This window comes from Saccharomonospora amisosensis (assembly GCF_011761185.1).
GTDB lineage: Bacteria > Actinomycetota > Actinomycetes > Mycobacteriales > Pseudonocardiaceae > Saccharomonospora_A > Saccharomonospora_A amisosensis.
On sequence record NZ_JAAOYM010000001.1, the window covers coordinates 561,226 to 577,916 of the forward strand.

General features: G+C 67.3%; 19 protein-coding genes and 1 pseudogene. 11 read left to right on the top strand and 9 right to left on the bottom strand.

Features of this window, described 5'->3' with window-relative positions:
* Positions 1–30: 30 nt before the first annotated feature.
* Both mftD and ggh read right to left on the bottom strand, forming a co-directional pair.
* Positions 31–1,260, bottom strand: a complete 1,230-nt coding sequence (mftD, locus tag FHU38_RS02805; protein WP_167166202.1) for a pre-mycofactocin synthase MftD — start codon at positions 1,258–1,260, stop codon at positions 31–33.
* A gap of 66 nt (positions 1,261–1,326) precedes the next feature.
* On the bottom strand, positions 1,327–2,742 hold the full coding sequence (ggh, locus tag FHU38_RS02810; protein ID WP_243852185.1) for a glucosylglycerate hydrolase: 1,416 nt from the start codon (positions 2,740–2,742) through the stop codon (positions 1,327–1,329).
* A gap of 164 nt (positions 2,743–2,906) precedes the next feature.
* Here ggh and FHU38_RS02815 point away from each other — a divergent pair.
* Positions 2,907–3,949: pseudogene (locus tag FHU38_RS02815) on the top strand (ROK family protein).
* Between the two features lie 8 nt (positions 3,950–3,957).
* On the opposite strand, the gene FHU38_RS02820 reads toward FHU38_RS02815, so the two are convergent.
* Entirely contained in the window at positions 3,958–4,680 is a 723-nt protein-coding gene (locus tag FHU38_RS02820) for an alpha/beta fold hydrolase (RefSeq protein WP_167166203.1), read from the bottom strand.
* A 63-nt stretch (positions 4,681–4,743) separates the two neighbouring features.
* On the opposite strand from FHU38_RS02820, the gene FHU38_RS02825 reads away from it, so the two are divergent.
* The 3 genes from FHU38_RS02825 to FHU38_RS02835 all read left to right on the top strand — a co-directional run bounded on the left by FHU38_RS02825 (position 4,744) and on the right by FHU38_RS02835 (position 6,499).
* The gene (locus FHU38_RS02825; protein WP_313886647.1) at positions 4,744–5,415 is read left to right on the top strand and encodes a winged helix-turn-helix transcriptional regulator; all 672 of its coding nucleotides are present in this window, start codon (positions 4,744–4,746) and stop codon (positions 5,413–5,415) included.
* Between the two features lie 79 nt (positions 5,416–5,494).
* Positions 5,495–5,974 (top strand): YciE/YciF ferroxidase family protein, encoded by a 480-nt coding sequence (locus FHU38_RS02830; protein ID WP_167166205.1) that lies wholly within the window; start codon positions 5,495–5,497, stop codon positions 5,972–5,974.
* A 15-nt stretch (positions 5,975–5,989) separates the two neighbouring features.
* The gene (locus FHU38_RS02835) at positions 5,990–6,499 is read left to right on the top strand and encodes a mycothiol transferase (RefSeq protein WP_167166206.1); all 510 of its coding nucleotides are present in this window, start codon (positions 5,990–5,992) and stop codon (positions 6,497–6,499) included.
* A 15-nt stretch (positions 6,500–6,514) separates the two neighbouring features.
* On the opposite strand, the gene FHU38_RS02840 is transcribed toward FHU38_RS02835, so the two are convergent.
* Positions 6,515–6,904, bottom strand: a complete 390-nt coding sequence (locus tag FHU38_RS02840; protein WP_167166208.1) for a cupin domain-containing protein — start codon at positions 6,902–6,904, stop codon at positions 6,515–6,517.
* A 52-nt stretch (positions 6,905–6,956) separates the two neighbouring features.
* On the opposite strand from FHU38_RS02840, the gene FHU38_RS02845 reads away from it, so the two are divergent.
* From FHU38_RS02845 to thpD, 6 genes are all read left to right on the top strand, one after another.
* A complete protein-coding gene (locus tag FHU38_RS02845; protein WP_167166210.1) occupies positions 6,957–8,003 on the top strand; it encodes a helix-turn-helix domain-containing protein in 1,047 nt (348 codons plus the stop codon).
* 4 nt (positions 8,004–8,007) lie between these two features.
* On the top strand, positions 8,008–8,574 hold the full coding sequence (locus tag FHU38_RS02850; RefSeq protein WP_167166212.1) for an HhH-GPD-type base excision DNA repair protein: 567 nt from the start codon (positions 8,008–8,010) through the stop codon (positions 8,572–8,574).
* Positions 8,575–8,832: 258 nt separating this feature from the next.
* On the top strand, positions 8,833–9,384 hold the full coding sequence (gene ectA, locus FHU38_RS02855; RefSeq protein ID WP_167166214.1) for a diaminobutyrate acetyltransferase: 552 nt from the start codon (positions 8,833–8,835) through the stop codon (positions 9,382–9,384).
* Positions 9,385–9,430: 46 nt separating this feature from the next.
* A complete protein-coding gene (ectB, locus tag FHU38_RS02860) occupies positions 9,431–10,684 on the top strand; it encodes a diaminobutyrate--2-oxoglutarate transaminase (protein WP_167166216.1) in 1,254 nt (417 codons plus the stop codon).
* Positions 10,685–10,717: 33 nt separating this feature from the next.
* Positions 10,718–11,119 (top strand): ectoine synthase, encoded by a 402-nt coding sequence (locus FHU38_RS02865; protein WP_167166218.1) that lies wholly within the window; start codon positions 10,718–10,720, stop codon positions 11,117–11,119.
* Between the two features lie 81 nt (positions 11,120–11,200).
* Positions 11,201–12,103 (top strand): ectoine hydroxylase, encoded by a 903-nt coding sequence (thpD, locus tag FHU38_RS02870; RefSeq protein WP_167166220.1) that lies wholly within the window; start codon positions 11,201–11,203, stop codon positions 12,101–12,103.
* Between the two features lie 254 nt (positions 12,104–12,357).
* Here thpD and FHU38_RS02875 read toward each other — a convergent pair whose 3' ends face one another.
* From FHU38_RS02875 to FHU38_RS02895, 5 genes are all read right to left on the bottom strand, one after another.
* Positions 12,358–13,233, bottom strand: coding sequence for a hypothetical protein (locus FHU38_RS02875; protein ID WP_390623223.1), 876 nt, complete (start codon positions 13,231–13,233; stop codon positions 12,358–12,360).
* Positions 13,230–13,721 carry a DUF6932 family protein gene (locus FHU38_RS02880; RefSeq protein WP_167166222.1) on the bottom strand — a complete coding sequence of 164 codons (492 nt, stop codon included), beginning with the start codon at positions 13,719–13,721 and terminating at the stop codon, positions 13,230–13,232. The genes FHU38_RS02875 and FHU38_RS02880 overlap by 4 nt, the downstream gene beginning before the upstream one ends.
* A 57-nt stretch (positions 13,722–13,778) precedes the next feature.
* Positions 13,779–14,147 (bottom strand): hypothetical protein, encoded by a 369-nt coding sequence (locus FHU38_RS02885; protein WP_167166224.1) that lies wholly within the window; start codon positions 14,145–14,147, stop codon positions 13,779–13,781.
* A gap of 41 nt (positions 14,148–14,188) precedes the next feature.
* Positions 14,189–14,851: an OmpA family protein gene (locus tag FHU38_RS02890; RefSeq protein ID WP_167166226.1), complete on the bottom strand. Its 663-nt coding sequence runs from the start codon at positions 14,849–14,851 to the stop codon at positions 14,189–14,191.
* 114 nt (positions 14,852–14,965) lie between these two features.
* On the bottom strand, positions 14,966–15,775 hold the full coding sequence (locus FHU38_RS02895) for an SGNH/GDSL hydrolase family protein (RefSeq protein WP_167166228.1): 810 nt from the start codon (positions 15,773–15,775) through the stop codon (positions 14,966–14,968).
* A 216-nt stretch (positions 15,776–15,991) separates the two neighbouring features.
* Between FHU38_RS02895 and FHU38_RS02900 the strand changes: the two genes are divergently transcribed.
* Positions 15,992–16,678: a DUF3159 domain-containing protein gene (locus tag FHU38_RS02900; protein WP_167166230.1), complete on the top strand. Its 687-nt coding sequence runs from the start codon at positions 15,992–15,994 to the stop codon at positions 16,676–16,678.
* The last annotated feature ends 13 nt before the right edge of the window (positions 16,679–16,691 follow it).

Below are 16,691 nucleotides of genomic sequence, written 5' to 3' on the forward strand. Positions count from 1 at the left end.
GGTGCGTCTCCCTTCCGGTGGTCGCGCGGCTCAGCGGCCGCGTAAGGGCGAGTTCGGATCGCGAAGTGGAAACCCCGCCTTGTCGTTGATGACGCGGGAGAAGTCCGGCGGCACCAGCACGTCGTCCGGCGAAAGCTCGTGAACGGACCCTCGGCGCAAGCCCAGCAGCGTTTCGTCGATGCCACTACGGAGGATGTCCAGCACGTTCTTGACTCCCGCCTCGCCATTGGCGGCGACACCCCACAGGTAGGCGCGGCCGATGAACACCGCTTTCGCCCCTAGCGCGAGCGCCTTGACCACATCGCTTCCCCTGCGGATGCCCCCGTCGAGCAGGACCTCCACCTGGTCGCCGACGGCCTCCACGACCGGGGGCAGCGCGCGAACCGAGGCGATCGTGCCGTCGAGATTGTTCCCGCCGTGGTTGGACACCGAGATGGCGCTGGCACCGATGTCGACGGCTCGCCTGGCGTCGTCGGGATGGATGATGCCCTTGATCACGAACGGCCCGTCCCACTGCTTACGCAGCCAGCGCAGGTCCTCCCAGGTCGGTGGAGGCGTTCGCATCCACCTGCCGTACGCCTCGAAGAAGGTGGGGCCGGGCTCGCCCGCGGCTGGCGCGAGGTTGGGGGTAGTGAGGTCGGGCAGCTTGCCGCTACGTAGGTAGTCCAACAGCCATCTCGGTCGGAGTAGCACCTCGGGACCGAACTTCATCGCCGCGCCGAGGTTCAGCTTCTCGGGAATGGGTGGGCTTCCCCAGTCGCGCCGGGTGCCGAACACCCAGTCCAACGTCAGGATGAGCGCCTTGGCGCCTGCTTCCTTCGCACGCCGCACCCTGGACAGCAGCTCGTCCCTGCTACCCACCCAGTAGGTCTGGAACAAGGTCTGCGGGTTGGCCGCCGCGACCTCCTCCACCGACTTGCTGGCGAACGAGCTCAGCCCCATGGCCGTTGCCGCGGCCGCGGTGGCGCGAGCGGCCGCGACCTCGCCCTCCGGGTTCACCGCCTGCACGCCGACGGGGGCGACCATGACGGGCAGCGAGATGTTCTGGCCGAGCACCGTGGTGGCCAGTTCTCTGGAAGCGGGAAGATCCGCGATGTGCGGTCGCAGCCCCAGTTCGCTGAACGCCGCCACGTTGTCGTCAAGTGATACCCCGCGTTCGGAGCCCGCCAGTAGCGCGTAGTAGACCGACCTCGGTAGGCGCTTGCGAGCCCTGCGCTGGGCCTCGGCGACGGTCTCGAACCAATCCTTCGTGCTGGCCATGCCGCTCCAACCGCGCTGCCGCGAAAACTTCCTTCATCGCGACTACCCGTGCTCGGCGCGCGGAAACTACAGTGCGGAAGGCCACTCCGAGGCCAGCCAGTCGAGCACCACGGCGGCCGTCCACGACTGGTTCGTGCTGCCGAGCGGGCTGCCCGTGAAGGGTTCGTAGTATTCGCCGAAGCTGCCGTCCGCAGTCAGCCGAAGGCCCTGCTCACGCAGCCTGGCAGCCTGCGCGGTCCAGCCTCTGCGTGCGAACGCCCAGCTGAACAGCCACGCCAGCACCGGCCACTGCGGCCCGCGCCAGTATCGGCGTTGGTCGAACCGCCTCGCACACGGTGAAACCGACGGGACGACGGCGGCGAACAGGTCCGGGTGTCCCGACCAGTCCGGACCGTCTAGAGTGGACAGTAGGGCGGCCTCGGCCCGGTCGCCCGCGCCGCCGCACAGTAGCGGCGAGAAGCCTGCCAACGTCGGCGTGGCGATCCAGTTGCCGTACCGGATGTCGCGATCCGCGGCCATACCGGTGTCCGGTCGGCAACTGAGCGCTACCGCACGGCGGGCTCGCGCCGCCCATTGCCTCAGCTCGGCGACCTGGTCGCGGTCGCACGCGAGTTCCTCGCCGAGTTCGGCGAGCACATCGCTGGCGAGTGCGAACAGCGCCGTGGCGAAGGTGTCGGCGACCAGGAAGTCGGAGGTGTTCACGACAGCCTCGGGCTCGTAGTTGACGCCGCGCAGTTGCTCGATAAGCCACAGGTAGCGGTCGTAGTCATCGTCGCTGGGCCGCTCTGCCGGATCGTCTACCCGCAGCACATCGAGCCGCGCATACGGCGGCAGATTCGTGCCGGGAACCACCCTCGAGTAGGGCTCGTCCCAGCGTGGCGAGTTGTCCATTCCGGATTCCCAGCCGTGAACGATGGCGACGAGCCCGCTGGCGTCGACAATCCGGTACCGGATGATCCAGCGATGCCAGCGGTAGAGCCGCTGCCACACCCTGGCGGCGAAGCCTTCCGCCAGTGCGGCATCCACTCGCGAGGTTCGCCTTGCCACGTCGACGATGCGACGTATCGCGATCGCGTGGACGGGAGGCTGGCAGATGCCCGATGTCCGGACGTGACGCGGCCGTTGTGGCGCCGCGTCCGTTCCCCAACGGTCCGGCCCGGGAAAGTAGCCCGTCGCGGAGGTGAAGACGATGTGCGGGATCATCCCGTCGCTCCACTGCGCGGCCAGCAGTGTGTCCAGTTCGGCCACCGCCCGCCCGATGTCGAGCTGAGCCAGCCCGATCGCGATGAACGCGGCATCCCAGCTCCACATGTGTGGGTAGAGCTTCGGCGACGCGGTGACGAGTGAGCCGGTGTCGTTGTCCCGCAGTACCACCGCGGCGCGCTCGGCGAGCGCCGAGGTTGGCAACGTCTTGGGTCGGGCTTCCGCGGTGGTGATCACCGGACCTCCAGCGGCTGTACCCGCGGCGCGGGTGGTGCCCATGTTACATACTTTTGTCAGAACAGTTAACGGAAGTTGGGCAAGGGATTCACGGCATGGTCGAGACCGCTGCGACGTCACCGGGTCAGGTGCTCGCGGTGTTGCGCGCCGAGGGCCCGCTGACCCGCGAGCAGTTGCGGGAGCGGGTCGGGCTTTCCAGGGTGACGATGGTCGAGCGGATCGACGCTCTTCGCAGGCTCGGCCTGCTGCGACAGGTCGGGCACCGGCAGTCCAGCGGCGGTCGCAGGGCGGAGTTGCTCGCCGTCAACGACACCGGCCGTACCGCGCTCGTCGCCGACCTTGGACAAGGCCACGCGACGCTGGCCGTGGTGGATCTGCGTGGCACCGTATTCGCCCGCGAAGACCGGCGGCTGCGGGCAGGACACGAACCGGGCAAGGTCATTCCGATGCTCCTCGAGGCGAGCCGCAGGCTGCTGCACGAGGCGCGCCGCGCGGACACCCTTTGCGCCGTGGCGCTGGCTGTTCCAGGCCGCATTGACTACGAGCGCGGCCGTGCCGTCACGCCGCCGACGATGCCGGGTTGGAGCGAAGCCCCACTGCGGGACAGGTTCGCCGACGAGTTCGGCGTGCGGTACTGCTGGAGAACGACGCCAACGCGGCCGCGCTCGGCGACTACTACGCGATGGGCCGTCCGGACGCGACGCTGGTCGGGATCAAGGTGGGCACCGGGATCGGCGCGGGCCTGGTGATCGCGGGCCGAGCACACCGCGGCGAGACCGGCGCCGCCGGCGAGATCGGTCACATGCGAGTCGAGGGCCGCGATCGGCGGTGCTCCTGCGGCCGCCGCGGTTGCGTCGCCGCCGAGGCGAGCGGGCACGCGCTGAGCAGGTTACTGCGGCCGGTCGGCGTGCGTTCGGTCGACGACGTGGTGAGCAGGGTCGCCGAGGGGCAGCGGCAGGCCGTGCGTGCGGTGACCGAAGCGGGCAGGCTGGTTGGCGCGGTCCTCACCACGGTGGTCACCATCCTCAACCCGCGTTACGTGCGGTTCGGCGGAGCGATTGGCGTGCTGGAACCGTTTCTCGCCGGTGTGCGCGCGACGGTGGAGGCCAGGGCGAGCGCGGGCGTGCTGAACGGCCTCGACATCGGCGCGTCACAGCTTGGCGAGAACGGGGCGTTCGCCGGACTGGCCTGCCTGGTCGCCGACGAGCTGCTGGCGCCGCCCGCGGTCGACGCGCTGTGCGGGCCGTGATCATCACGTCAGCGGTTGGGCAGCTCGGCGTGGTAGGCAAGCAGCCGCCGGGTGAGTTCGTCAGGACGGCTCAGCGCGGGTAGGTGACCCGCTTCCAGCTCGTGGGGCACGATCCCCAGACGCTGCCGAACCACCCTGCGCTGGAACTCGGCGGGGAACAGCCGGTCACGGCTGCACAGCAGGAACCTGGTGGGTACGTCGGGCCACCGCTGTAGCGGCCAGGGCCGCTCGAACGGCGTGTGGGACTGTGGCTTTTCGCCGCGTTCGAGGGCTCGGGCCACCACCTCTTGCGGCACGTCGTGGAAGAACAGCTCCAGCAGGTCCGGCCCGGCTTCGGGGTCTCGCCCCTCGCGCAGCGCTTGCTCCCACTGCGCCGCGGGCTGCCCGGTGTTGTCCCACCACTCGCCGGGAGACTCGCCAGGTGCGGGCGTCATACCGGCTACCAGCACCAGCAGCTCGACCGGTAGCCGGTCGCACACAAGTGGCGCGGTGAACGCTCCCATCGACTGTGCGACGACCACCAGCTCGCTGCGATCGCCGACGGCGTTGGTCACGGTCTCGACGACCGTGTCGGCGTACTCGGCCAGCCCTGCGGAGTCGTCGTCGCACGGCAGGTCCACCGCGACGACGTCGTGGCCGTGCGCGCGCAGCCGTGGGACCACCAGGTGCCAGTACCAGGAATCGGAGCCCGCGCCAGGCAGTAGCACGAACGCCGGTACCTTCGGATGCATGGTCCTAAAATAGTACCAAAAGGTTGCAAACTAGAAGAGGGACTTCGATTACGCTTGCCAGGCGTGGTGAGTAGGCGCCGCTACGACGACCCGTGCGGGCTCGCCCGCGCTCTCGACCTCATCGGTGAGCGCTGGGCGCTACTGGTCGTGCGAGAACTGCTGCACGGGCCGAAGCGGTTCACCGACCTTCGCGAAGGGCTGCCGACCGCGAGCCAGAACGTGCTTTCCCAGCGCCTGCGCGAGTTGGTGGAGGCGGGCATCGTGCGGCGCCGCAAGCTCGCGGCACCGGCGGCCTCGTGGGTCTACGAACTCACCCAGCACGGAGCGGCACTGGAGCCCGCACTGCTGGCGCTGGCGCGATGGGGCAGCAGGACCCCGCTGACCTCGACGGCCGAACTCAGCGTCGACGCGCTCGTCCTCGCGCTGAAGACCACTTTCGACGCACGGGTTGCCTCCGATTTGCGGGATCGCTTCGAGCTGCATCTCGGGGAGGTGGTGCTCCACGCCGAGGTCGGCGGGGGCGGGTTCGGTATCGCGCGTGGCGCGGCCGAGGGGCGGGACGCGGTGCTCGAGACCACCGTGACGACACTGCGCTCACTCGTGTTCGGCGGTGCGGAGTTGGCCGACGCGATCGCCCGAGGAACCGCCCGAGTCAGTGGTGACGAGGAAGCCTTGCGGCGCTTCCTCACGCTGTTTCCCCGACCTGCCGTCGCCCCGTTGTCTACTTCGGACTGATTGGGCCGGGGGGCGGGTTTGTCCCCGCCGTAGCCGGGTAGCCCGCGCCGGGAGAGCAAAGCGTGCAGGAGGTGCGAGGATGACCAGCCGTGACAAGGTGATTACCTGGCTCAACGACGCGTACGCCATGGAGCAGGCACTGGAGGAGACACTGCTGGCCCACGCCAAGGACGCCAAGGCCGACCCGGAAGTACGGGACCGCATCGAGCAGCACATCGAGGAGACCCGGTCACAGGCGCGAACCGTCAAGGAGTGCATCGAGGATCTCGGTGGGACGGTTTCCGGCACCAAGGCGGCCTTCGCGAACATGTTCGGGGCCATCCAGGGTGTGGCCAACAAACCGATGGGCGACACCATGGTGAAGAACGCGCTCGCCGACTACGCGGCTGAGCACTTCGAGATCGCCTCCTACCGCGCGCTCATCGACGCCACTAGGGAACTGGGCGAGGACGAGATCACCAGGAAGCTGACCGAGATCCTGCGTCAGGAGGAAGACATGGCCCGCTTCCTGGAGACCAAGCTTCCCGGAGCGGTTCACGAGGCCATGGCGGCGGCATGATGCCAGGATGGGGCCATGGGAAGCGTTGAGCTGCTCACCGACGCGTTCGGCCGCCTCCGCGAGGAGGTGCACGACACCGCGCGTGGTCTCGGCGCCAAGGCGTTGAACTACCGGCTCGACGCCGAAGCCAACTCGATCGCGTGGTTGCTGTGGCACCTCACCCGGGTGCAGGACGACCATGTCGCCGGTGTGGCGGACATCGAGCAGGTCTGGCTGTCGCAGGGTTGGGCCGACGAGTTCGGACTCCCGCTTTCGCCGCTCGACATCGGCTACGGGCATACCAGCGACCAGGTGGCGGCGGTGCGACTGGAGTCGGCGGAGCTGCTCACCGACTACCACGACGCCGTGCACAAGCAGACGGTCGAATACGTCAGCGGTATCACCGACGCCGACCTGGACGTGGTGGTGGACGCCGCGTGGGACCCGCCGGTGACGCTGGGCGTACGACTGGTCAGCGTCATCTCCGACGGGCTGCAACACGTGGGCCAGGCCGCGTTCGTCAAGGGCATCGTGCTGCGGCGCTGACCTGATCCGGGCGCCTCAGCCCAGCGAATGCCCGGTGGTGACGTCGACGTGTGCGGGTACCGGGTCGTGCCGGTCGCCGACGGTCGAGGTACCGGACGGCTCGAACAGCAGGATCGAAGCTCCCGTGGGCGAGGAGGGCTTGTGCCGCGTGCCTTGTGGCACGACGTACACCGAGCCCTTGGGCAGTGTGACGGTCTGCTCTCCATCGGCGTCACCGAGCGAGATGACGAGTTCCCCGGAAAGGACGAGGAAGAACTCGTCGGTGTGGTCGTGTACGTGCCACACGTGCTCGCCCTCGACCTTCGCGATCCGGACGTCGTAGTCGTTCACCCTGGTGACGATGCGCGGACTCCACAGTTCGTCGAAGCCACCCAGCGCCTGTTCCAGATCAATGGGTTTCGTCATGCCGTCCATACTCTTGCGGCGAAGTCGCGGGCGCGAGTGCTAGAAATCGCACATGTCGGCAGGATTCTCGCACCGGGTCGTCGCGATCGTCGACGACGGCTCCAACCCGTTCGAGATTGGCGTGGCGACCGAGTTGTTCGGGTTGCGCAGACCGGAACTGGGGTGTGCGTGGTACGAGTTCGAGGTGTGCTCGGCTCAACCCGACGTGCGGATGCACGACGGGATGTTCACGCTCTCCTCGGTGGCGGGGTTGGACGCGGTCGAGCGCGCCGACACGGTGCTGGTACCCAACCGACCGGACCCCGAGGTGGGCCCATCGGGCGAGGTGATCGAGGCCGTGCGCCACGCCGCACGGCGGGGAGCACGACTGCTGAGCTTCTGCACCGGGACGTTCACGTTGGCCGCCGCGGGCGTGCTGGACGGCCGGAGAGCCACCACTCACTGGCGTTGGGCCGACCTGTTCACCGCCAGGTTCCCGCTGGTGCGGCTAGAGCCCGACGTGCTGTACGTCGACGATGGCGACGTGCTCACCGCGGCGGGTAGCGCGGCGGCGCTCGACCTTGGCCTGCACCTCATTCGCCGTGACCACGGTGCGGAGGTAGCCAACGCGGTGAGCAGGCGACTGGTGTTCGCCGTCCACCGCGACGGCGGGCAGCGGCAGTTCGTGGAACGCCCCGTGCCCGCCGTGTCGGACGGGTCCTTGACTGTGTTGCTCTCGTGGGCTCGGAAGCGGCTGGACCGCTCGCTGACCGTGAACGACCTGGCACGGTGCGCGGCGGTGAGCCCGGCGACGCTGCACCGGAGGTTCCGTGCGGAGCTCGGGACCACACCACTGCGGTGGCTCACCGGGGAGCGGGTTGCGCTGGCGTGCACCCTCATCGAGCGCGGTGAGCGGCGGCTGGATGTGGTCGCACGCGCGAGTGGGCTGGGTTCCGCGTCGAACCTGCGTGTCCAGCTGCGCAGGCACACCGGCCTCAGCCCGGCGCAGTACCGGCAGCGGTTCGCCCGTGCGGAACTCGTGGGCGAGAACGCAGGACTCGCGGGCGGGAGCGGGGGACTCGCGGGCGGGAGCGGGGGACTCGCGGACGTGGGACGATGACGCCATGCCAGCCAAGCTTCGACTTACCGGGGACGCCGAGACCGACAAGCTGCTGTCGCAGGACCCGTTCGCGCTGCTCACGGGGATGCTTTTGGATCAGCAGATAGCTATGGACTTGGCGTTCGCGGGCCCGAGAAAGATCGCCGACCGGATGGCGGGCTTCAGTGTCACCAAGATCGCGGAGTCGGACGAGGACGAATTCGTGGAGCTGTGCGTGCGCAAGCCCGCGATTCACCGATACGGCGCATCGATGGCTCGCCGCGTGCACACGCTGGCCCGCTACGTCGTGGACAACTACGACGGCGCGGCCGAGCGGATCTGGCGGGAAGGCGACCCGGACGGCGCCGAGGTGTTGAAGCGGTTGAAGTCGCTGCCCGGATTCGGCGACCAGAAGGCGCGCATCTTCCTTGCGCTACTCGGCAAGCAACTGGGCGTGCGCCCTGCGGGCTGGCGCGAGGCGGCGGGCGCGTACGGCGAAGCGGACTCCCACCGCTCGATCGCCGACGTCACCGATGCGGAGACGCTCGCGAAGGTCAGGGAGTTCAAGAAGGCGGCCAAGGCCGCGAAGTAGCACCCCGGTCGCGACATCGATCGGTGCATTAGTCCGCACGGACTCTCGCGTCACGTGCGCTTCGCCACTACCGTGCAAAGTCGGGAACCGCTGGGAAGGCAGCGGTTCGCCGTGCTGCGCTTGTAGCATATTCGACGCCATGATCGGTATACTTTTGTCGGCATTGTCACACGTGTTTCTGCGTTGTTGCAGGTAGGTCGGCTGCGGCGACGTCGGCCGGGCTGAAAGGCGTAACTCACTCTGTTACGTTGCTTGAATATGTCCGGAAAGCACTCAAAGCGTGCCAACGGCGACAATCAAGCGGCGGGCCACGTTGTGATCGAATCGCCGACCATGGCGGATGGCGCGGCCCTCTGGCGAATTGCGCGTGATTCACAAAAGCTGGATCTCAACTCGTCATATGCCTACTTGTTGTGGTGCCACGATTTCGCTGATACATCCGTCGTAGCCCGGGTCGGCGCGGAAACTGTGGGGTTCGTCATCGGGTACCGCAGGCCCGCCGTGCCCGATGCCGCTCTGGTGTGGCAGGTGGCCGTCGACGAGTCACAGCGCGGCCGAGGTCTGGCAGGCAAGCTGCTCGACGCGCTGTTCGATCGGCTCGTTGACGAGGGCGTACGGTACCTGGACACCACCATCACGCCCGACAACGAGGCGTCGATTCGGTTGTTCGAGTCCTTCGCCAAGCGTTGGAATGCCACGCTTGAGCGGTCGGCGCTGTTCGCCGCGGCCGATTTTCCGGACCCGCACGAGCCCGAGGACCTGTTCCGTATCGGTCCGCTCGTGCCCGCCCAGCGACCATCGGGGCGATAATGAAAGTAGCCGAAAATTCGCCCGACAAAGCAGGAGACGAAGCAAGGTGAGCATCTTCGAAACGCTCGAATCCGAAGTGCGCAGCTACAGCCGTGGCTGGCCTACCGTGTTCGATCGGGCGCAGGGCAGTTGGCTGTACTCGGAGGACGGCAAAGCCTATCTCGACTTCTTCGCCGGTGCTGGAGCTCTCAACTACGGACATAACAATCCGGTGTTGAAGAAAGCGCTGCTCGACTACATTTCGCGCGACGGTGTGACGCATGCGCTCGACATGTTCACCGTAGCCAAACGCGACTTTCTCGAGGCCCTCGACGAGGTGATCCTCAAGCCGCGCTCGCTGGACTACAAGGTGATCTTTCCCGGGCCGGGTGGCGCGAATGCCGTCGAGGCCGCGCTGAAACTGGCTCGAAAAGTGACCGGCAAGGAATCGGTCATCAACTTCACCAACGCCTTCCACGGAATGACGCTGGGTGCCCTTTCGGTCACCGGTAACTCCATGAAGCGCGGTGGTGCCGGTGTGCCGCTCGTGCACGCCACCCCGATGCCCTACGACAAGTACTTCGACGGTGCCTACCCCGACTTCCTGTACTTCGAGCGGCTGCTCGAGGACTCCGGCAGCGGGCTGAACGAGCCTGCCGCCGTGATCGTGGAGACGGTGCAGGGCGAGGGCGGCATCAACGCGGCCCGACTCGAATGGCTGCGCGGGCTTTCCGACCTGTGCAAGCGGCACGGCATCCTGCTAATACTCGACGACGTGCAGATGGGTTGTGGCCGTACCGGCCCGTTCTTCAGCTTCGAGGAAGCCGGAATCGAGCCCGACATGGTCTGCCTGTCGAAGTCCATCGGTGGGTACGGCCTCCCGCTGGCCATCACGCTGATCAGGCCGGACCTCGATGTGTGGGCGCCCGGCGAGCACAACGGCACCTTCCGCGGCATCAACCCGGCGTTCGTCACCGCCACCGAGGCCCTCAAGACCTACTGGCGCGACGACGAGCTGGAGAAATCGACCAAGGCGAAGGGTGAGCGCGTCGGCGCCGTGTTCAGCGAGCTCGTCGATCGCTACCCGCAGGCGAACCTGGTGGCCAAGGGCAGGGGGCTCGCTCGCGGGCTGGAGTTCGAAAGCGGTGAGGTCGCGGGCAAGGTCTGCGCGGCAGCGTTCGACCGTGGCCTGCTCATGGAGACCTCGGGGCCCGACGGTGAGGTCGTGAAGCTGCTTCCCGCGCTCACCACGACCGATGCCGAGATCGAGCAGGGCCTGGAGATCATCTCCGAATCCGTCGACTCAGTGCTTTCGCACTGAGCCGTTCAACCAAGCGCACGAAGGGAGACATCTTTGATCGTCCGCAACCTCGACGAGATCACCGATACCGAGGCCGACATCAAGGAGCCGAACTGGCGTAGCAAGCGCATCGTTCTCGCCAAGGACAAGGCGGGATTCTCGGTACACGAGACCACGCTGTACGCGGGCACGGTGAACGACTTCTGGTACGCCAACCACATCGAGGCGGTCTTCATCGTCGAGGGTGAGGGCGAGGTGACCGACAAGGCCACCGGCGAGACCTACCAGTTGCGGCCTGGTTCGCTTTACCTGCTGGACAAGCACGACAAGCACCAGGTACGGCCGAAGACCGACATGCGAGCGGTCTGCGTGTTCAACCCTCCGATCACCGGGCGCGAGGTGCACGACGAGAACGGCGTTTACCCGCTTGTGGTGGAGGACGACATGGCCTCGTGAGGTCGCCCGTGGCGTAGCGGCCCGGCGCGACGCTCACGACAACGCAAAAAAACACAGTGGCACTCGTAGGAGGCGAGTAACTTGACTCTCACAGAGAGCCGGATCAAGGACGCTTACCCGACCCGTGTCGCCGGAGACGCGAAACTGCTCGACAGGACGGATCCGACCGTGTGGGGCAGTGAGCACGACGGCCCGTTCGACGCGGCCGGTCTCGCGGCGCACGACGCGAAGGGGTACACGATCATCGAGGGACTGCTTTCCCCTGCCGAAGTGCAGGGGTACTGGCAGGAACTCGTGCGGCTCTCGTCGGATGAGAAGCTCAAGGCCGACGAGCGCGTAATCACCGAGAAGGAGTCGGGCGAGGTCCGTTCGATCTTCGAGGTGCACCTCATCAGTGAGTTGATCAGCGAGTTGGCGCGTGACCCGAGGGTGCTCGACCGCGCCCGCCAGATCCTCGGTTCCGAGGTCTACATCCACCAGAGCCGGGTGAACTACATGCCCGGCTTCAAGGGCAGCGGTTTCTACTGGCACTCCGACTTCGAGACCTGGCACGCCGAGGACGGCATGCCGAGGCCGCGCGCCGTGAGCTGCTCCATCGCGCTGACAGACAACTATCCGTTCAACGGCGGCCTGATGGTGATGCCGGGCTCGCAGCGCACGTTCGTACAGTGCGTCGGCGAGACGCCGGACGATCACTACAAGGCGTCGTTGAAGGAGCAGGAGATCGGCGTTCCGAGTGAGAACGACATCACCAAGCTGGCGGCCGAGCACGGCATCGACCAGTTCACAGGGCCCGCGGGCTCGGCGCTGTTCTTCGACTCCAACATCATGCACGGGTCGGGCAACAACATCACCCCGTACCCGCGCTCGAACATCTTCCTGGTGTTCAACAGCGTGGAGAACACGCTGGTCGAGCCGTTCGCGGCCGATAAGCCGAGGCCGACGTTCATCGGCAGCAGGGACTTCACCCCGCTGACCCGCTGACGTGGTGAGTGAGCGACTGGTATCAGATCGCAAGGGGCGGTTGTAACCGCCCTGACGCGATCTGTTACCGTGTCGCCACTTGCTCGAACAAGTTCGGGTGGGTAGTCGTTGCCGGTGCTGGTGCGGGTAACTCCTTGCTCGGGGTGAGGCTCGGGCCAGGCGCGGTAGCGACGTGGTTTTCGCGAGTACGGCCCCGCGCCGCCAGATCGGGACTGGTGGCACGGGGCCGTATTCGCGCGCTCGGCCCGCGCTCGTCAGTCGAAGAGGCTGGACTCGGAGTGGATCTCGAGTAGTTCGTACACCGGCCTTCCGCGCCTGCCGTCGATAGTCGTCGTGCGGACCACCCGCAACCGCGCCGTGACTGGCCGGTCCAGGTTGAGTTTGATCTCGTCGAGCAGATCCGGGGCGACGGCTCCCTGGATTGTGCTGCCGGTGTCGCGCTCAAGGTAGAAGATCCGCCGCCTGGTGCGAACGCCGTCGAGCCGTCCCGTCACCGTCTCGTAGCCGACGTCCTCGCGAGACTCCCGCAGGCTGTTCTGCAATACCTTCGCCTGCTCGGTGGTCATGCTCCTGGTGATCTCGTCGCCGTAGGTGGGCGTGAGAGACAGCCCGATGCTGGACGTCTTCATCACGGCGTTCACGATGTCGCTCACCGCGTTTCGCACGGTGTCACGCTGCAACAGCACCGCGTCGAGTGCCCCGTCGTCGGAGCCGTTGACGGGCAGGAAGTCGCACAGTTCCTTCACCGCGCGCTCCGAGAGAGTCTCGATCCCGTCGTTGATGAGCGCGTCCGGCGCGCTGGTCTCGGGGAAACCGAAGAACATCGCGTTGCCCGCCAGCCCGCGCTGGATGAGCGGTGCCTTCTCGCGGTCGGCCGGTTGCACGTAAGTGATCTCGCCCTGCGGGTTTCGCACGATATGCCCGATCTTGGCCGTGGCGTCCTGCAGGGACTTGCTGATGTCGGAGAAGGTGTAGGCGTCCAGCCTCGTCGACCCGAGCAGCGATACCCGCAGCAGCGGCGAGCGGCAGGTGCGCTCGAACTTGGCGTGGGCGGCCAGAGCCGAGGCGCGCGCGAGGTCGTCGAGCCAGGTGCCACCCGGGATGTTCTCGGCCACCTTCCGCAGGTTCACCAGGTCACCTCCGCGAAGCCCTTCGCCGTCCCCGCCACCGGGCCCCTTGCCCAGATCGCCGCCCACTCGTCCTCGTCGCCCGGGTGGCACAGGAAACCGTCGAGCAGGCCACTGACGGGCTGTACCTGCTCCAGGTACATCACCGGCTGTTCGGCGATCACACCGCGCAGCGTCAACATGCCGTACAAGGTCGCCCTGGCGGCGCCGTCGAGGCGTTTCAACGCGCCCCATTCGTCGGGGATCAACACGACATCGACGTCTCGCGGGGCATGTGCGGTGCGGTTGGTGAGTTCGCCGCCGACCCAGGCCCTGCCTGAAGGGATCAACCTGCACACCACACCGAGGTAGCCGCTGAGCGCGCTGAAGATGATCTCCCGCTCGTTGCGGTGCGGCGCGTCCCACACGAAGCGTTCGTAAAGATCGGAGAGATCGGCCGGATGCCGCCCGGGCGGGAGAACGTGCTCCGGCGTCCAGTGCGGAAGCGGCATTGACTGTCCTTACCTGCTGCCGTGACCGGGGGGAACTGTGAACCTATCAGCCCGCGTTCAGCCACGTTGGTGTGGCTGCCACTCCTCCTCGGGAACGTCGTACTCGTCGGGCCATTCGTTGCGCTCGTGCCATTCGCGGTGATTGGGCAGCACACCCTCGCGGTAGCCGAGGTCGGGCGGGCCCGCGTCGTCTTCGTCGTCTTCCTCGAACTGCCGAACCGGCACCCGCACTCGGGCGATGCGCTGGGTCTGCTCGTTGTCGTCTTGTTCCGAGGGCTGCCGAAGGGCGGAGGTGGACGGCGGGGCGGTGTGTTCAGCCTGCTCGGCGCGCCGCTTGAGGATGACGAAGATGAACGCCGTCACCCCCGCGCCGAGCGCGAAGGCGAGCAGCAGCCACAGCCAGATCTGCCCGAACAACCACAGCATGTGCCCTCCTTCGTCACGCCTTCTTCGCGAGCTGCCCCGGTTCAGCGCACCGTGATCTCCACCCTGCGGTCCAGGTTCGGGTCTCCACCGGCGGGTCTGGTGTCGCCGTATCCGATCGGCCACACGCGTTCCTTGGCGATACCCTCGCCGACCAGGTAGTCGGCCACCGCCCGCGCTCGCCTGTTCGACAGCTCCTTCGCGCTCGCCGGGTCGGCACCCGGGACCTTGGCGGCGTGCCCCGCGACCTCGACGCGCAGGTCGCCGCGTGCCGCGTCGATGAACGCGGCGGCGGCTGCCACTGAGCGCTCCGCCTGCGGCGTCAGGACGTCGCTGTTGGGGTCGAACGTGATCGGTGCGCGGGCCAGAACCTCGTCGAGGCGCTGTTGCAGCCGGTCGCGCGCGTCGTCGCGCCGGGTGTCGCGGTCGGCCGCGAACACCTCAACCGTGCGCACGCCGACTACTCCCGCCACCGCCTCGTGGGCCTTACCCACCTGATCCGCCGGGGCCTCACGCACGGTGGCGTCGCGACCATCGAAAGTAACTTCGGCTCCACGCACATCAGCCGAGTGCAGGGCGGCCGCGGAGCGGCCCGCCAGATCGGACTCGATGTGGTCCACGCTCACCCAGGTCACCGCCAGCGCGAGCGCGCCCGTCACCAGCAGGGCGATCGGGACCAGCACAAGCCAGCCGCGGTCACCGGACATAAAAGTGACTTTAAGCGCGGGCGGCCTCGCGCGCGAAACGAAGTGGGCGCGACAGTGCGTGCTCCGCACGCCGTCCGGGCCACGAGGGCGGCCCGGACGGGCTCGGAGCGTGGCTCAGCTCTCCGCGGGTTCGGTGAGCCGTGCGCCGCTGACCTGCTTTCGCACCAGCGGTTCCAGCCTCGGCCGTTTTGCCACAAGGCCGTCGCCCATCGATTCGCCGCGCAGGTGCCTTCGAATCCACGGCAGCAGGTGCACCCTTGTCCATTCCAGGTCCGAGCGGCGCAGCGTGAGCCAGTTGGCGTGCTCGGCGGTTTCCGGCCACGGCTCGCGCCAGTCCTCGGCCGTCGGCACGCCCAGCACTTCGGCGGTACGCAGTGCGATCCTGCGGTGTCCCTCCGATGTGAAGTGCAGCCGGTCGTCGCTCCACGCCCGGTTGTCGTGCAGTACGTCCATCGCCCACAGGTCCACGACCTTTGCCTTGTGCCGCTCCGCGATGGCCCACAGATGCGCGTTGTAGATGCCCACCTTGCCCCGCAGGATGCTCATCACCGACATTCGCTTGGTGTCAGGGCCGGTGAAGATCAGCACCTCGATTCCAGCCCCCCGCAACGCGGCGATGGTCTCTTCGAACCTCGCCGCGATGTCGTCCACGTCGGCTCCTGGCACGATGATGTCGTTCCCGCCAGCGCAGACCGTGACCAGATCGGGCTTGAGGTCAAGCGCGAGCGGTAGCTGCTCCTGCATGATCTCGGCCAGCATCTTGCCCCGCAACGCCAGGTTGGCGTACTGGAACTCGCTTCGCCCCGCACCGAGGATCTCGGCCAGCCGGTCCGCCCACCCCCGGTACGTCCCGTCGGGAAGCGGGTCGTTGAGTCCCTCGGTGAAGCTGTCCCCGATCGCCACATAGCTGTCGAACCCGTTCACGAGTTCTGTCTCCTCCCGCCAGCAACCCTGTGAAGTTCCTGCTGTCGATCAACGTCCGAGGGTGCCCCCGATATGCCCACCTACGCCACCGTCGGTTGATCGGAAGTCATAGTTTCTTCCCGTGGCGTGCACCGTGCAGCCGGTTTTTCGGATCATGTGGTGAACCTCTCCGACAAAGGGTGCCCTAACCGCTGGATGTGAGGCAGGCTGGACACCGTGCAGGAGCGCCCGACCACCGAGCCCAACCGCGAGTCGTTGGCCAGCCTGCTCGGCGGAAGCAAGGGCGCGATCGACGCCAGCCTGCCGCCGGTCGCCTTCGTGCTCGGTTGGTTGTTGGCCGATTCCTCTATCGGTTGGGGAGCGGTCACCGCGATCGCGGTCAGCGTGCTGGTCGGCGCTTTCCGGTTACTTCGGGGCGACCGGGCGAGGGCGGTGCTGGTAAGTCTCGCCGCGGTCATCGCGGCGGCGCTGGTCGCTTTGCACACCGGCAGGGCCGAGGACTTCTTCCTGCTGCAACTGCTGTCCAATGTGGCCAGCTCACTGGTATGGGCGGCGAGCATCGCGCTGAGGTGGCCGCTGCTCGGCGTCGTCGTGGGGTTCGCGCTCGGGCAGCGCACCAAGTGGCGACGGGATTCGGCGCTGCTCGCGGCCTACTCGGTTGCCAGTTGGGTGTGGGTCAGCCAGTACGTGCTGCGAGTCGTTGTGTACGGCTCGCTGTGGTGGGCAGGAGAGGTCGTCGCGCTGGGGGTGGCGCGCACGGTGCTGTCGTGGCCCCTTGTGGCGCTGACTATCGCGGTGAGTGGCTGGGTGCTGTACCGCGCGCTGCCCGACGATCACCCGGGGTTGCGGCAGCCGCAGCCACGACGGGCGGCGGGCGAACCGGTGGCCACCTCCGACGAGTAAGGGCCCCCGGCGA

Excerpts from the sequence above, each read along its gene's own strand:
- FHU38_RS02820 (WP_167166203.1), bottom strand. The coding sequence starts at position 4,680 with ATGCATCCGAAGGTACCGGCGTTCGTGCTACTGCCTGGCGCGGGCTCC.
- ggh (WP_243852185.1), bottom strand. The coding sequence starts at position 2,742 with ATGGGCACCACCCGCGCCGCGGGTACAGCCGCTGGAGGTCCGGTGATC.
- ectA (WP_167166214.1), top strand. The coding sequence starts at position 8,833 with ATGTCCGGAAAGCACTCAAAGCGTGCCAACGGCGACAATCAAGCGGCG.
- FHU38_RS02845 (WP_167166210.1), top strand. The coding sequence starts at position 6,957 with ATGTCGGCAGGATTCTCGCACCGGGTCGTCGCGATCGTCGACGACGGC.
- mftD (WP_167166202.1), bottom strand. The coding sequence starts at position 1,260 with ATGGCCAGCACGAAGGATTGGTTCGAGACCGTCGCCGAGGCCCAGCGC.
- FHU38_RS02885 (WP_167166224.1), bottom strand. The coding sequence starts at position 14,147 with ATGCTGTGGTTGTTCGGGCAGATCTGGCTGTGGCTGCTGCTCGCCTTC.
- FHU38_RS02850 (WP_167166212.1), top strand. The coding sequence starts at position 8,008 with ATGCCAGCCAAGCTTCGACTTACCGGGGACGCCGAGACCGACAAGCTG.
- FHU38_RS02830 (WP_167166205.1), top strand. The coding sequence starts at position 5,495 with ATGACCAGCCGTGACAAGGTGATTACCTGGCTCAACGACGCGTACGCC.
- FHU38_RS02840 (WP_167166208.1), bottom strand. The coding sequence starts at position 6,904 with ATGACGAAACCCATTGATCTGGAACAGGCGCTGGGTGGCTTCGACGAA.
- FHU38_RS02880 (WP_167166222.1), bottom strand. The coding sequence starts at position 13,721 with ATGCCGCTTCCGCACTGGACGCCGGAGCACGTTCTCCCGCCCGGGCGG.
- FHU38_RS02835 (WP_167166206.1), top strand. The coding sequence starts at position 5,990 with ATGGGAAGCGTTGAGCTGCTCACCGACGCGTTCGGCCGCCTCCGCGAG.
- FHU38_RS02890 (WP_167166226.1), bottom strand. The coding sequence starts at position 14,851 with ATGTCCGGTGACCGCGGCTGGCTTGTGCTGGTCCCGATCGCCCTGCTG.